Here is a 14,903-nt window from a genome sequence, read left to right on the forward strand (position 1 = left end):
TCAATCACGGATTCGGTTAAGGTTCCTTAGCATTCACTACGACAGTGTTTTTATTTAATTGTGGAAAGATATTGCTAATGACTAATGCATTAAGTTTGCCTAAAGTTTCCGGGCCAAGGAGCTAAAGTACAATGAGACTCTCGGATTTATCGATTAAGAATCCCGTGTTCGCGTGGATGTTAATGTTCGGCTTGATGATTTTCGGTTTGATTTCTTTTTCACGTATGGGACTGAGCCAACTCCCTGACGTGGACTTTCCCACTGTAAACGTTTCAGTGACGATGGATGGTGCGGCCCCTGAGGTTATGGAGACCCAGGTTGTTGACCCGATTGAATCGGCCTTGATGGCGGTTGAAGGTGTACAAAATATCACATCAAGTTCTAAATCGGGCAGTGCCAATATCACTGTTGAATTCGATTTGGATCGTAACATCGACGTGGCTCTTCAAGACGTACAAGCGCGTGTGGCAGCGACTCAAAAAATTCTTCCGAAAGAAGTCGATGCTCCGACAATTTCAAAAACAAATCCCGATGACCAACCGATCTTATGGTTGGCAGTAACTTATGATGGCGATCCGTTGTTCATGGCGCAATATGCGCGTGACTTCTTGAAGGATCGTTTCTCGACTGTTGCGGGCGTGGGTGACATCTCTTTAGGTGGTTACACAGATCCAGTGATGGAAGTGATGGTTCGTCCTAAAGACTTGATGAAATACAACATCGCAGTGAATGACGTGATGGATGCGATTTCAGCAGAGCACTCTGAAATCCCAGGTGGTTTCTTAGAGACTGATAAAAAATCTTTCAACGTTCGTACGATGGGTGAGGCGAAAACGGTGGATGAATTCCGCTCGATCGTGATTTCTCGTCGTGGTGGACAAGCGATTCAAGATCCAACGAACATGGTTAAGATCAGCCAAGTTGCTGATGCAAACTTTGGTCTTTATGAAGTTCGTCGTTTCTCGCGCTTCAATGGGCAGCAAGCGTTGGGTATCGGTATCCGTAAACAGCGTGGTACAAATGCCGTTGCCGTTGCGCGCTCTGTAAAAGAAAAAATTGCAGAGTTGGGTCCTGTTCTTCCAAAAGGTATGAAAGTTAACGTGAACTTCGATTCGACGAAGTTCATCGAAGACTCGGTTCACAACTTAACACATGAGTTGATGATGGCCGTGATCTTGACGTCCTTGGTATGTTGGATGTTCCTGGGAAGTTGGTCGGCGACGTTCAACGTCCTGTTATCGATTCCGACCTCGTTGCTCGGGGCCTTTATCGGTTTGTACTTCCTTGGTTACACATTGAATACTTTCACACTGTTGGGTCTAACACTGGCGATCGGTATCGTCGTGGATGATGCCATCATGGTCCTCGAGAATATCTTCCGGTATAACGAGGAGGGCCGGGGACAAATTGAATCTGCGATCATCGGTTCGCGTGAGATCGGTTTTGCTGCAATGGCTGCGACGGCTGCCGTTATCGCGATCTTCCTTCCGGTTGCCTTCATGAAGGGTATTATCGGTAAGTTCTTCATGCAATTCGGTGTAACGATCTCTATCGCGGTCTTCTTGTCATTGGTTGAGTCATTAACGATCACGCCAATGCGTTGTGCAAGCTTCGTGCACCATGGTGAGCGTTCAACGAAAATTGGTAAGGCGTTTGAATCCTTCATGGATAATCTTCGCCACAAATACGATGGCTTACTTCGTAAAACTTTGAACCATCCAAAAATGGTTGTTGGTCTTTCTGTCGTCTTCGTTCTGTTGTCGTTCTTCTCGTTGAAGTTCCTAGGTAAAGAGATGACTCCGGTACAAGATCAAAGCGTGTTCATCGCTCGTATCATGATGCCGGTCGGTACTTCGCTTGCTTATACGAATCAACAAACGAAAACGATCGAAGATTGGTTGTTGAAACGACCTGAAGTGAAACAAGTGTATGCGGCTGTCGGTGGTTTCGGTAGCGGTACACAAAAATCCTCTTCTGATGCGAATCAGTCGATGATGTTTATTTCGATGAAAGAAATGGGCGAGCGTCCTAAAGATCCAGAAAAGGGTCGTGAATTAACACAAGCCGAGTTCATGCAAGTCGTACGTAAATATATGTTGTCGGTACAAGACGTGCGCCCGATCTTGATGGACTTGTCACAACGTGGTTTCTCGTCAGGTAAAGGTTATCCAATCGAATTTACGGTTGTTGGTAATGACTGGGACAAACTTGCAACGTTCTCGCAAACTATCATGGGAGAGATGGATAAATCAGGTTTGATGGCCGACGTCGATTCTGACTACTTGCTTGGTATGCCGGAAATTCAAATCAAACCAAGTCGTGAATCTGCGGCTCAACACGGTGTCAGCGTTTCTGCCATCGGTACGACTGTGAATTCATTGATCGGTGGTGTGAAAGTCGGCGAGTACCCTCAAGGTGGTCACCGTTACGATATCCGCGTGAAACTGCAAGATGCTGGTAAACCGATGGAGCAAATTAAAACTCTGTTCATCAGCAATGCGAAAGGTAACTTGATCCCACTTCCTAAAGTGACGACACAAGAAACAAATCCAAGCTTGCAACAGATCTCTCGTCAAAATCGTCAACGTGCGATCACGATCACGGCCAACTTGAAACCTGGCGTGAGTCAGCAAGATGCGATGGCGAAGATTGAACAGATCTCTGCAAAAACTCTTGAGCCGGGTTACATGATCAACCAATCAGGTAACGCGAAGTCGTTCAAAGAGTCTTTCCAAAGCTTGATCTTTGCGTTGGTGATGGGTTTAGTTATTGCCTACATGGTTCTTGCCAGCCAGTTCAACTCGTTCATCGATCCAGTGGCGATTTTGATGGCCTTGCCGTTCAGCTTTAGCGGTGCCTTCTTCTTCCTATTGGTGACAGGTCAGACATTGAATATGTATTCGATGATCGGTTTGTTGTTGTTGATGGGTATCGTGAAGAAGAACTCGATCTTGTTGATTGAGTTTACAAATACTGTGCGTGACCGTTCACACAACACAATGACTGCGGTTGCTGCGTTGACGGAAGCCTGCCCGGTTCGTCTTCGTCCGATCATCATGACGTCGATTGCAACGATGGCTGCGGCGGTTCCTTCAGCTTTGGCTCGCGGTGCGGGTTCAGAGACGATGCGTCCGATGGCGATCTGTTTGATCGGTGGTGTCTTGGTTTCAACAGCGTTAACTTTGTTCGTCGTTCCTTGTATCTACATCTTGTTAGATAAATTTAGAAAACGTGACGAAGTTCGTGAAGCGACTAAGAAAGCATTCGAAGCTGTCGGTAACGAAGCTCTTGGCTAAGTTGGACTAAACTTCAGCTTCGCTGCAGTCGAATTTTTAAAAAATATAAAACCCGCACCGTTAAAAGTGCGGGTTTTTCTTTTGTGGCCTGCGCAAGTCTTTGCCAGAAGGGTAGCGCGTTCCTAGAATACATGGATGAACACAAATTCCATCGCTCTTACGCAAACAGTGCAAAAGGGAGGATGCGCAGCGAAAGTTGCAGCCTCTGAACTTCGTAAAATCTTGTCACAAGTTCAGTTTCCACCGACGCATAAAGAATTGTTGGTTGATGGCGGATTGTTTGACGATGCAGCGATTTATCAAGTCACTGAGTCGATCGCCATGGTGCAAACTCTGGATTTCTTTACACCGATATTAGACACACCAAAACTTTTCGGCCGAGTCGCCGCGACGAATGCTTTGAGTGACGTGTATGCTATGGGCGGAAGGCCGCGTACGGCGATGGGCATATTAGCTTTTCCGATCGCGACGTTGCCTGAATCTGTCATCGTCGACGTTATGCAAGGGGCGAGTGACGTTATTGCAGAAGCACAAGCGACATTTGTTGGTGGGCATTCAATTGATGACGACACTTTGAAATTTGGTCTTTCTGTTACGGGCTTTGTTGATCCTAAAAAGATTTGGTCCAACACAGGAGCCCGCGCAGGTGATGCTTTGATTCTTACAAAACCACTTGGTACGGGCACAATGACTGCGGCGTTAAAACGCCGTGAAGCGACCGAACAAGATATTGCTGAAGCCATCGAAAGCATGGGCACGTTGAACAATGTTTTGGATTTTCTGTCTGATGATCTTGCTTCTGCTATTCATGGTGCCACTGATATCACGGGCTTTGGTCTTTCGGGTCACAGCATGCAAGTGGCAAAGGCGAGCGGCGTGACTTTGCGTATGAACTCTAAGGCACTGCCAGCGTTTGATAAGGCTCTTGCATTCATCGAAAAGGGATTTTTAACGAAGGCTCATCGTAGTAATGCGCAATATACCGAAGGCAGTATTGACGTTGAATCTTTGACAGAGATGCAAAAACTTTTGCTGCATGATCCTCAGACAAGTGGTGGATTGTTATTATCAGTTTCTTCCGACAAAGCTTCCAAAGTTCTAGAAAGTCTTCGCGGTCGCTACAAAAAAGCCGCGATCATCGGTGAAGTTTTGGAACGCAAAAAGAATTGGGTTGAATTTGTCTAGGATTCCCGAATCAGCATTTGCGGAGCTTTTTTTAAATAACACGCCTTTGATTGACGTGCGTGCCCCTGTCGAATTTTTGGCGGGTTCATTGCCAGGTGCCGTCAATCTTCCGATTATGAATGACCAAGAACGAGCTGCTGTCGGAACGACTTACAAACAACAGGGTCGTGAAGCCGCGATTGAACTGGGTCATCAATTGGTGTCTGGGGCGAATAAAGATCAACGTGTTGAACAGTGGTGTGAATACATTCGCAAACATCCCGAGGCGGTGATTTATTGTTTTCGCGGAGGCCTGCGTTCGCAAATTTCTCAGCGCTGGATTTCCGAATCAGGTTTGTCGCGTCCTTTGATTCAGGGTGGTTACAAGGCCGTTCGTCATTTTCTGATGAAGCACATTGACGAGTTTTCGCAAAATCATCGTTTTTTAATGATCTCAGGTCCCACGGGAAGTGCAAAAACTCATTTGTTATCTGAACTTCAAAGTGTTCGCGGATGCGTGGATTTAGAAAAGCATGCGGGACATCGTGGCTCTGCATTTGGCGGTGTGCTGGGGGCGCAGCCCACACAGATTGATTTTGAAAATCATTTGGCTGTCGCTTTATTAAAGATCGAAGCAAGTAAAGAAAGCAGAATGATTTTAGTCGAAGATGAAAGTCGCATGATTGGTCGGTGTGTCGTGCCGGAAGGTTTCTTTACACGCATGCGTGAATCCGAGCTTGTCTATATTGATGAGCCGATTGAAAAACGCGTGGAAAATATATTTAACGATTACATCTCTGCGACACCCATTGTGAGTGGCACTGCAAGGGAAGCTTTGAATGTTTATCATCACTATCGTCAGGCTCTTTTGCAAATTTCGCGTAAACTGGGCGGAGCTCGCACGCAGGAAATTTTGGCGGACCTAGATTCTGCGGCCCAAGTATCGCTATCGGACTCTCGCGATTTTGAAAGCAATAAAATCTGGATCGAAAAACTTTTGCGCTATTACTATGATCCCCAATATGCAAAAAGTTTGGAACGTCGTAATTCCAATATTCACTGGCGTGGATCTTATCAAAGCGCCCTTGAATATTTAAAAGGTTAAAAAAGAAAACCCACACTTAAAAAGAGTGTGGGTTTTTTTCATTTAGTGCTGAGAGCAGTAAGAGTAGTTGTAACCCTTAGCGATGCACTCGATCACGTCTGCGTTTGATTTCAATTCACGAGCGCAGAATTCCATTGCTTGAGAGTAGTTCATGCCGTGGTGTGCAGCGATGATACCGCTCAAGTCGCAAGTTTTTTCAGACTTACGGCACATTTCAGCTGCAAGGTCACGGTTACCACGTGCAGAACCTGCCATCATTTCGCTTACGCAGTTTGCAAATACAGGAGAAGCAAATACCAAAGTCATAGCAACAACAAGTGCTTTCATTTTAATAGTCCTTTCGGTTGGTCTTATGTTTTCGAGTAATCAATCTAGTAATTTCGAAAACGAGTCAACAGCCGCAAAGGCGCTTGTGGCAGGCGAAGCGGGGATAGTGTTCCATAAGATTTATTTTTATAATGGAACATCTGCGCAGATTACAGGCTGTCAAGAAATGGACTATTTAGAAATTTGTTTTTGAATATTGTCGGCCATTTGCGCGACTTCAGGAATGTTTGAATGAGTTGCTTGCGCGATCAGATTTTTCGCAGCCTCACTGAGGGGGCCATTGGTTTTCCCTTTTAGGAAGTTCGCAAGCGAATGCAGACTTACTAGCTGAGGGTACGCAAGGCTGACATTAAAACCGCCTTGGTGTTCGTCATGTTCTTTGTTAAGGCCGCCTGCTTCAATGCGATTGCAATCAGCAAGACTCAAGCAGCGCGGTTCGCTTAGAACTTCATTGATGAAGTCGAAGTCTTCTGGCTCACTCAAATTTCTACCCAGCAAAAAGACTATCGTGCCGCGATCATTTCGTTTTTCAGCGGGAATATCTTTATAAATTTTGCGGAAGATCGCCTTGGTTTCGGCAGACAATACCTTCAGCTCGCGATCCATGCGCGGATCATTGTCGTTGTGACTGGCAAGGATTTCCTTAAGTACGGAAACTTGCCTTTGCGTGATCTCGCTTAAAGTGTCCGGCGTTTCTAATTTTTCTTGCGGAGTGTTTGTAGGTGTCGGCGTGACGGTTGCGATCGGTGCTTCCGAATTCGCATTTGGAGCAGTAACAACTTCGTCCCGTTGATGGAAGAAGCCGTTACGCCATAGCAGTCCCGCAATTAAAAGCAGTAAGGCGATAATTGCGGGTGCGTATTTTTTAAAGATCATTTTTCAACTGAGTGCGCGCCGGGATGTTGCTAATACGCATGATTGAATCATCACCGAATAGTTTCGCATCCATTTGCGTTTTTTCGTTACAGTTTGTGCAGTTCTTTTCAATGTTCTTAAGCAGAACAGCTTGCAAGCCGTAAGCGCCTTGGTTCGTCGTATCACACGCTGGCAAACCTTCCATCTTCGTGCCAGAAATAATGCCTACGATGTCTTTACCATTATCATCACGATATGGAGTCGGGCAGTACGCGTGGCTCCAGTTGCCATGATCGTCTTCTGTGTGACGAGACTCATGGAAGATGATGCTGATACGGAAAATCTGTGGAATGCTGTTTTGCACGTAGTTCGGCGTGATCCACATTGTGTTTGAATCCATCCACGGAATCACGCAGGCAGCAACGGCATTACCACCGCCACAGCTATTCATCGCAAAACGATTGATGCGTTGACCGAAGAAAGTCATCAAGTCAGCACCTTGCAAAGTTTCTTTCGCAAAGATCTGTTTGTACAAAGGTGATGTGCCTTTGCCAGTCATGCCCTTAACGAAATCAAGGTCTTGAAGAATTTGTGTTTTTGTCGCTTCAGAAATTGAGCGATCGAATTTGATATCCGCTTGCGCAGATAAAGCCCCCATAAATACCAAAGAAAAGATAAAACCTTTCATTGTGTTCCCCCCACAATTCCAAGACGTAATAAACATTTGTGAGCTTGTCGATAGGATAATCACGAATCCGTTAAAATAAATTTTGCGTCGAAAATTTGGAAAGAATGTGAAAGAAAAAGGCTCCCGGTGGGGAGCCTTTTGTTAGGACCAGAGTGCGTTGCGCATCGAGAGAGAGCCCATTTCGAAGCCCTCGTAAGGATAGACGAGCTTATCGGCTTCGTCGGAAGCGCCGTAACAATAAAGAAGCGGGTAATAGTGTTCTGGAGTTGGAACGGATTTTACCGCCGCATCACCGAACTTTTCCTTAAAATGTGTGAGCGAGTTCGCATCACGTTCATCCAAGGATTTCTTGATATCCGCGTCAAATTCTTGAGCCCAATCGTAAGCGGCTTTTGGTTCGCGCCAATTGATCAAACGCAAGTTGTGAACGATGTTACCACTGCCAACAATCAAAACTCCTTGCTCGCGGAGCGGGCGCAGAAGTTTGCCGATCTCAAGGTGTTGTTCCGGAGTTTTCGTGACGTCGATACTTAACTGATAAACCGGAATATCTGCGTCAGGATACATGTGCACCAAGATCGCCCAAGTGCCGTGATCGAAACCCCATTTTTCACTCAATACTGAACCGGGAATCAATTTCTGAGTTTCTTCAGCCAACTTCAAAGGGCCTTTGGCAGGATATTGCATATCAAACAAAGGTTTTGGAAAGCCGTAGAAATCATGGATCGTTTGCGGAGCCGCATTGTGCAGAACTTGAGTCCCTTGGGTCTCCCAGTGAGCAGAGACCACAAGGATAGCCTGCGGTTTCGGAAGTTTTTTACCAAGGGCGCTCAAGGTCTCCGTGAAGGGATTCGTGTCGAGAGCATTCATCGGAGACCCGTGCCCTACAAAGAGCACAGGCATGCGAGTCATAAAATTAACCTTTCTTATCAGCAGGCTTGTTAGCTTCAACTTTGATAGACAAAGTGACTTCGTCGCCAACAACAGGGCCTGCTTCAACTGCTTTGCTCCAGCTCAAACCGAAATCTTGACGGTTGATTTTGCCAGTCGCATTGAAGACAACTTTGTGATTACCGAATGGATCGTTTACGTCACCTAGGTATTTCACATCAAGAGTCACTTCTTTAGTTTTGCCTTTGATTGTTAGATCACCAACAAGTTTCAAGTTATCTGCAGAACCAACAATCTTTTTAGTAACGAACGTCAACTTCGGATTTTTAGCAGCATCAAAGAAGTCCGGGCTTTGCAAATGTGCATCGCGGTCTTTGTTTTCAGTGTTGATGCTTGCCACATCCACGTTCAAGTTCGCTTTAGATTTTTCCAATTTAGGATCAATCACGATCGTGCCGTCAAATTTTGTGAAACGACCTTCAACAGTCGCGATCACAAGATGCGGAACTTCAAAGCCGATTTTCGAGTGGGCGTTATCGATTTGGTATGTACCTGCTGGGATTGTTTTACCCGCGAAAGCTGATACAGAAACCAACGTTACAAATGCTGTAGTGATTAAGTTTTTCATCCAAAGTCTCCTTTTTGTTTTTTGATAATACCTGGATGGACGTAGTATCGACCCGTTTGCGTTGTTGCGGTAGGTGACATATTTGGGATATACTGTTGCACATATGGAACAGTTAGATTTAAACCAAATCCGTACCTTTGTGAGAATTGTCCAAGCGGGAAGCTTCACCAAAGCTGCTGAAATCCTGCGCCAACCCAAATCCAGGGTCAGTCGCCGTCTTGCTGCGTTAGAAAAGGAGCTGGGCGTTCAGCTTATCTATCGCACGACGAGACAATTTCAACTGACTGAAAATGGGAAAATCTATTATGAGCGTTCTCGCGGTTTAATCGAAGGTCTGGAAAATCTGACGGCAGAGTTGAATGAAGAAACATCAGAAGTTTCAGGACTGATTAAGATCACAGCTTCAGATGATATGGGTGTGACGAAGCTGGCCCCAGTCCTTGATGATTTCACCAAACAATATCCCCGCGTGCGCTTTGAAGTTTTACTGACACAAGCTTATGTTGACCTCGTCAAAGAGTCTGTCGATGTCGCGATTCGTATTGGGAATTTGAAAGACAGCAGTCTGCGGGTGAAGAAGATTTCAAGTCTTAGAAATATCTTTGTGGCGACGCCGGGATTTCTGGAGCGCTACCGTCATGCGGAAGACTTCAATCAATTGCCTTTGCTACCGTTCATTGGCTTAGGCAATGCTCAACAAGTTAAAGTCATCCGCAATAGCGATGGTAAAAAGCTCACTGCGAAAGTGAACCCAGTGTTAACGACCAACAATCCCTCGATGATGGTTGCAATGGCGTTGACGGGGAAGGGGATCAGTTTGATTCCTGAATTCCTCTGCACGGATCATATTCGTGCGGGACGACTGGTGCACGTGTATAAGGGCTATCAAAGCGATGAAGTGCAAATCAGTATGGTGACGCCTGAACAAAAGGAAGTGCCACTGAAAGTAAAAAAATTCGTGGAGTTCGCAGCAAAAAGACTCAAAGAGATTTTTAACGAGAGCTGATGTTTAAGAAAGCGCTTTCAGCAGAAGTTTATACAAGCCTTCGTATTGGTGATGGAAAAGCGAAAAGATAAGCGCACCCCACGTGACGGCAAGAATGCTCATCATCACAAGTTGCGGAAGATTCGAAAGACTGATTTTGCTTGAAGGACGATTCAAAAGATCGTCGATGCGACCGCGGTCTTGGGCTTCTTTAAAGCGACGTGCAAGGCCTTGCGCAAGAATGATTCTTTGTTGCATTTCCATTTTATAGAAATGCACACCGACAAGAGTGCGTGCTTCACTGATATTTTCTAGACGAGTCACAATACCATAACATGCCATCTGTCTTGAGCCCGGTGGCACGAATTGGATTTTAATCACCTCACCCAGCAGAGGACACAAATCGTCTGGTGCGGTGAAAGCTAAACCTGTCAGGGAAACGTTTTTGATTTCAGTGCCTTCTTCCCACGGAATTTGTTTGGGACCGGCAACACGGACAAGGCTTTCATCCTCGGTATCGAGAATGTATCTAGGAGATCTACCATGGTAGCGAGCAAGACTTGTCATAGTTAACTTTTCGGCAAAAAAGCACCTGGCCTTGACGGGCAAAGCCAGTTTTACCTTGAAAAAAATGTCTCAAATTAAGCCGCGCGACGGAAAGCGCGACTAGGATCGAAGAAACCTTCGGGGAATTGGAATCCACGCGCATTAAATAACTTCATACAGCGAGGCACATAACCCACAGGTGCGAGTTCGCCCTTGTTGTCTAAAGTAAACACGGGCGCACGAGTGATCACGTCGCCTTCCATACCGGAAATTTCCATGATGTCAGTGACCATGCGTTGACCATTCGGCAGACGTTTTACTTGCACCACAAAATTCACAGAGCCCGCGATTTGTGCGCGCAACGCTTTGATCGGCAAATCGAAATTGGCCATATACAAAAGATTTTCAACGCGAGTCAGACACTCTTGCGGAGAGTTCGCATGCAATGTCGTCATCGAACCTTCGTGACCCGTGTTCATTGCTTGCAGCATATCCCATGTTTCATCTTTACGGCACTCGCCAACCAAAATACGGTCCGGGCGCATACGCAATGAATTCACCAAACACTGACGAGCTGTTACTGGGGTCGGTCCATTCGCGACAGAAAGTAATTGCACCCAATTGCGATGTTGGATTTTTAGTTCGGCCACATCTTCAATCGTGACGATGCGCTCTTCTGCGGGAATTTCAAACGTCAAAGCTTGTAAGAATGAAGTCTTACCAGAACCTGTACCGCCAGAAACCAAGATATTCATCTTTGCTTTTACGGCTTGTGATAAAAAATAGGCCGCTTTTTCATTCAAAGATTTGTTGTTCACAAGATCTTGCAGCGTTAAACGCTTGCTTTGAAATTTACGGATCGTGATCGATGGATATTTCGGAGTCATCGGTGGCACGACGATATTATAACGACTGCCATCGGGAAGAACGCCGTCAAAAGACGTTGCAGCTGACTTGTCTTTATTTTCAAAATGCAGAATCGCGAAAACGAAATCCCACAAAGCGCGTTCATCGATAAAGCGCACTCCGGTTTCAACAAGAACACCTTTGTGTTCGACAAATATATGCTCGGGTGAATTCACCATGATTTCTGTGATCGAAGAATCTGCAAGCAATGATGTCAGTGGACCGTAATCGAGTTTCATAGACATTTATATCGGAAAAATGCCCTAACCACTTAACGCACAACCCAGACCTAGGTCGGTAGTCATGCAAACTACTTAACCAAAATGCTTCCAGCCTTTGAAGGTTTCAAGATTACGAACTTTTCCGTCTTCACGAACCGCAATGACGGGCGTTTCCGTGAACTGACCAAGAACGTTCCATTCTGGGAAACGATCGCGATCGGTTTCATCGACGACCAAAAGTAATTGATAATCTTCGCCACCCCAAAGCAAAAAGTCCGTCGGCGATGTGCCAAGTTCTTTCGCTAATGTCGCCACTTCGGGATGAATCAGTGCTTGTTCGGCCCATACTTGAAAGCCCAGACGATTGTGCGCAAGGATTGTGACGTCATTGATCAAGCCGTCACTGCAATCCATCAAAGCCCGCACAGCATGGGCTTGTTGGTGTAACGATGAAACTAAATCTAAACGGGGAGTAGGTCTTTTGTGACGAAGGACACTTTCAGGATAGCGATCGCCAATTTTATTCTGTAAGGCAAGTAAGCCAGCGTGAGAAAGTCCCAGTGGACCGCTTGCTAAAAGAAGTTGTCCTGGTTGCACATTGCCGCGAGTGAATGGCGTTTCGCAGGACCCATAAACACTGACATCCACCACGGTCGCTTTCGGAGATAAACACAAATCGCCGCCCACGATTTCTACTTGGAATTGATCACCTAACTGAGTCATGCCCTGATAGAATTCGTCAAGCCAAGTTTGTGTTAGATGTGCTGGCAGGCCCAGTGAAACTTGCGCAAAATGTGCGGTCGCACCCATTGCGGCTAGATCACTTAAGTTAACTGCAAGAATTTTATGTCCAAGATCAGACGCGCTTGTATAATCAAAGCTGAAGTGAACTTCTTCAATCATCATGTCTTGAGCAATAACAGAAAGACCTGGGAAATTTCGGAAGACAAAACCGTCATCACCAAGCCCCACAACCGTGTTTGGATTATGACGCTGGACGAGAGATTTTATCTTGTCGATTCGATTCCATTCCTTCGGAAGATTCTGCATGGGACTCACCGTAGAAGATTGCTTAAAAATTCTCTCTATTGTGAAATAGAAGGTTGAAGAGTCAAGGAGGATTCTTGGTTACATCTAGTGCGTCGTCTCCGAAAAGAACGTCGAAGAAAAAAAGCTCGCGCAAGCCCAAAGTGGTCGAGCATCCGCTGTCATCTGAAAGCCTTTTCACAAGTCGTGAAACGGGCTGGTTGAATTTCAATCGACGTGTTCTTGCTGAAGCCGAAGATGCTCGCAATCCTTTGTTGGAGCGTTTGAAGTTTCTTAGTATTTCCGGTTCGAACCTTGATGAATTTTTCATGAAACGTGTAGGTGGATTAAAACGTCACATCGCATACGGAGTGTCGCCTAAATCGGCTGACGGAAAAACGCCCTTGATGCAGCTTCAAGAAGTTCGTCAATCTGTGATCCCAATGCTGAAAGACCAAGCGAACTGTTTCAATAAAGTTTTGAAACCTGCGCTTGAAAAAGAAAACATTCACTTGCTTGCATGGAAAGATTTGACGGAAAAAGAAAAGGAAAACGTTAAGAAGTACTATGCGCGTAACGTGTTTCCGGTTTTAACACCGTTATCAGTCGATCCGGGTCATCCATTTCCATTTATTTCGAATCTTTCCGTTTCCTTGGGTGTGACTTTAAAATATCCAAACAGCGAAGAAAAACTTTTCGCGCGTTTGAAAGTTCCAAAAGTTTTGCCGCAATGGATTCGCACAGAGCCAGAATCGCCTATCTTCCGTTTCGTAAGTCTTCAGGAAGTGATCAAAGAAAATTTGGCGGATCTGTTTCCATCTATGCAGGTTTTGGATGCGATGGTTTTCCGTCTGACTCGTAATGCTGATTCGGATCAAGACCAAGAAGATGCTGAAGATTTGCTTGAAGCAATCGAAGAGGAATTACGTCAACGTCGTTTCGCCGAAGTGGTGCGTCTTGAGCATGGACCGAATCCAGATCCATGGATGATCAAGTTCTTAATGGAAGAATTGGAACTGACGGAAGACGACATTTATGAGCTTCCCGGCGAGTTGGATTATACAGATCTTTCCGTGATTTCGGATTTGGCACTTCCTAAATTAAAATTTGAACCGTATTCGCCCGTCGTAACACCAGCGTTTATGGAAGAAGGCCCGGGTCTATTCAATGCCATTAAAATGGCCGATCAATTGGTGCATCATCCGTTTGAATCGTTTTCGGCTTCAGTAGAAAAATTCATTCGCATTGCCAGTGAAGATCCCAAGGTTCTTGCGATCAAAATGACCTTGTATCGCACCGGTGATAATTCGCCTTTCATTCGTTCTTTGATTCGCGCTGCCGAACAAGGAAAACAAGTCGTATGTTTGGTTGAATTAAAAGCGCGTTTCGACGAAGAAAGAAATATCTATTGGGCGACAGAGCTTGAAAACTCCGGTGTGCACGTCGTGTATGGTGTCGTGGGTTTAAAAACGCATGCAAAGACTGCTTTGGTTGTTCGTCAAGAGCAAGAAGGTCTTCGTTGTTACGCGCATATCGGTACGGGCAACTTTAACGTCACGACTTCAAGATTCTATACGGATTTAGGATTGTTAACGGCACGTGAAGAAATCACCAACGACATCGTTGAATTTTTCCACTACCTAACGGGTCGTTCTTTAAAGAACAACTATCAGCATTTGTTGATCGCGCCTGTGAATATGTTTACGAAATTTAAAGCCATGATTGAACGTGAAGCCGATCACGCGAAGGCGGGAAGACCTGCCCACATCATCGCAAAGTTTAATAACTTTGAAGAAAATGATTTGGGTGTAGCCCTATACGCAGCTTCGCAAAAAGGGACTGAGATCGACATGATCGTGCGCGGTTTCTGCGCGATTCGTCCTGGTGTTGCGGGTATGAGCGAGCGCATGCGAGTCACATCGATCATTGGTCGTTATCTTGAACATTCGCGCTTGTTCTATTTCCGAAACGGTGCGACTGATCCTGTGGATGGGGAGTTCTTCATTGGCTCTGCGGATTGGATGTATCGCAATCTGCATGCTCGTGTGGAAGCGATTGTTCCCATTTTGGATCGTGCTTTAAAAGAAAAATGCTGGGAAATCTTGCAATTGTATTTGAAGGAACAACGCCAGGCGTGGAGTATGAATTCGGATGGCACGTATACGAAGAAGGCTTCAAATGACATTGGCATCCATCAAACATTGATGCAAACTGCGAAAAGCCGCGCTAAAGTAACTGAAGAAACAGAGCACACGGAGTAAAAGC

General features: G+C 45.6%; 13 protein-coding genes. 5 read left to right on the forward strand and 8 right to left on the reverse strand.

Translation table 11 applies throughout. The features are described 5' to 3' along the window. Positions 1-131: 131 nt before the first annotated feature. The 3 genes from DOE51_RS04695 (at position 132) to mnmH (ending at position 5,565) form a co-directional block, all read left to right on the forward strand. Positions 132-3,296, forward strand: coding sequence for an efflux RND transporter permease subunit (locus tag DOE51_RS04695; RefSeq protein ID WP_142695411.1), 3,165 nt, complete (start codon positions 132-134; stop codon positions 3,294-3,296). Between the two features lie 135 nt (positions 3,297-3,431). Next, a complete protein-coding gene (gene selD, locus DOE51_RS04700) occupies positions 3,432-4,481 on the forward strand; it encodes a selenide, water dikinase SelD (RefSeq protein ID WP_142695412.1) in 1,050 nt (349 codons plus the stop codon). Beyond that, positions 4,468-5,565, forward strand: coding sequence for a tRNA 2-selenouridine(34) synthase MnmH (gene mnmH, locus DOE51_RS04705; protein ID WP_142695413.1), 1,098 nt, complete (start codon positions 4,468-4,470; stop codon positions 5,563-5,565). Before selD ends, mnmH begins: the two co-directional genes overlap by 14 nt. A gap of 42 nt (positions 5,566-5,607) precedes the next feature. Here mnmH and DOE51_RS04710 read toward each other — a convergent pair whose 3' ends face one another. The 5 genes from DOE51_RS04710 to DOE51_RS04730 all read right to left on the reverse strand — a co-directional run bounded on the left by DOE51_RS04710 (position 5,608) and on the right by DOE51_RS04730 (position 8,954). Then, entirely contained in the window at positions 5,608-5,892 is a 285-nt protein-coding gene (locus tag DOE51_RS04710) for a hypothetical protein (RefSeq protein ID WP_142695414.1), read from the reverse strand. Positions 5,893-6,063: 171 nt separating this feature from the next. Beyond that, on the reverse strand, positions 6,064-6,768 hold the full coding sequence (locus tag DOE51_RS04715) for a hypothetical protein (protein ID WP_142695415.1): 705 nt from the start codon (positions 6,766-6,768) through the stop codon (positions 6,064-6,066). Further along, positions 6,758-7,435 (reverse strand): hypothetical protein, encoded by a 678-nt coding sequence (locus DOE51_RS04720; RefSeq protein ID WP_142695416.1) that lies wholly within the window; start codon positions 7,433-7,435, stop codon positions 6,758-6,760. Before DOE51_RS04720 ends, DOE51_RS04715 begins: the two co-directional genes overlap by 11 nt. A gap of 141 nt (positions 7,436-7,576) precedes the next feature. Beyond that, positions 7,577-8,347 (reverse strand): 4,5-DOPA dioxygenase extradiol, encoded by a 771-nt coding sequence (gene ygiD / locus DOE51_RS04725; RefSeq protein WP_142695417.1) that lies wholly within the window; start codon positions 8,345-8,347, stop codon positions 7,577-7,579. Between the two features lie 4 nt (positions 8,348-8,351). Beyond that, on the reverse strand, positions 8,352-8,954 hold the full coding sequence (locus DOE51_RS04730) for a YceI family protein (protein ID WP_142695418.1): 603 nt from the start codon (positions 8,952-8,954) through the stop codon (positions 8,352-8,354). A 103-nt stretch (positions 8,955-9,057) separates the two neighbouring features. Here DOE51_RS04730 and DOE51_RS04735 point away from each other — a divergent pair, with 103 nt between their 5' ends. Next, positions 9,058-9,960 carry a LysR family transcriptional regulator gene (locus DOE51_RS04735; protein WP_142695419.1) on the forward strand — a complete coding sequence of 301 codons (903 nt, stop codon included), beginning with the start codon at positions 9,058-9,060 and terminating at the stop codon, positions 9,958-9,960. A 3-nt stretch (positions 9,961-9,963) separates the two neighbouring features. Here the strand turns inward: DOE51_RS04735 and DOE51_RS04740 are convergent, their stop codons facing one another. From DOE51_RS04740 to thiL, 3 genes are all read right to left on the reverse strand, one after another. Further along, positions 9,964-10,506, reverse strand: coding sequence for a PilZ domain-containing protein (locus DOE51_RS04740; protein WP_142695420.1), 543 nt, complete (start codon positions 10,504-10,506; stop codon positions 9,964-9,966). A 74-nt stretch (positions 10,507-10,580) separates the two neighbouring features. Continuing rightward, the gene (locus DOE51_RS04745) at positions 10,581-11,630 is read right to left on the reverse strand and encodes a CpaF family protein (RefSeq protein ID WP_168196388.1); all 1,050 of its coding nucleotides are present in this window, start codon (positions 11,628-11,630) and stop codon (positions 10,581-10,583) included. 75 nt (positions 11,631-11,705) lie between these two features. After that, positions 11,706-12,662, reverse strand: coding sequence for a thiamine-phosphate kinase (thiL, locus tag DOE51_RS04750; protein ID WP_142695422.1), 957 nt, complete (start codon positions 12,660-12,662; stop codon positions 11,706-11,708). A 74-nt stretch (positions 12,663-12,736) separates the two neighbouring features. Here thiL and ppk1 point away from each other — a divergent pair, with 74 nt between their 5' ends. Next, the gene (ppk1, locus tag DOE51_RS04755) at positions 12,737-14,899 is read left to right on the forward strand and encodes a polyphosphate kinase 1 (protein WP_142695423.1); all 2,163 of its coding nucleotides are present in this window, start codon (positions 12,737-12,739) and stop codon (positions 14,897-14,899) included. The last annotated feature ends 4 nt before the right edge of the window (positions 14,900-14,903 follow it).

The organism is Bdellovibrio sp. NC01, from assembly GCF_006874625.1.
In the GTDB taxonomy this organism is placed as follows: Bacteria; Bdellovibrionota; Bdellovibrionia; order Bdellovibrionales; family Bdellovibrionaceae; genus Bdellovibrio.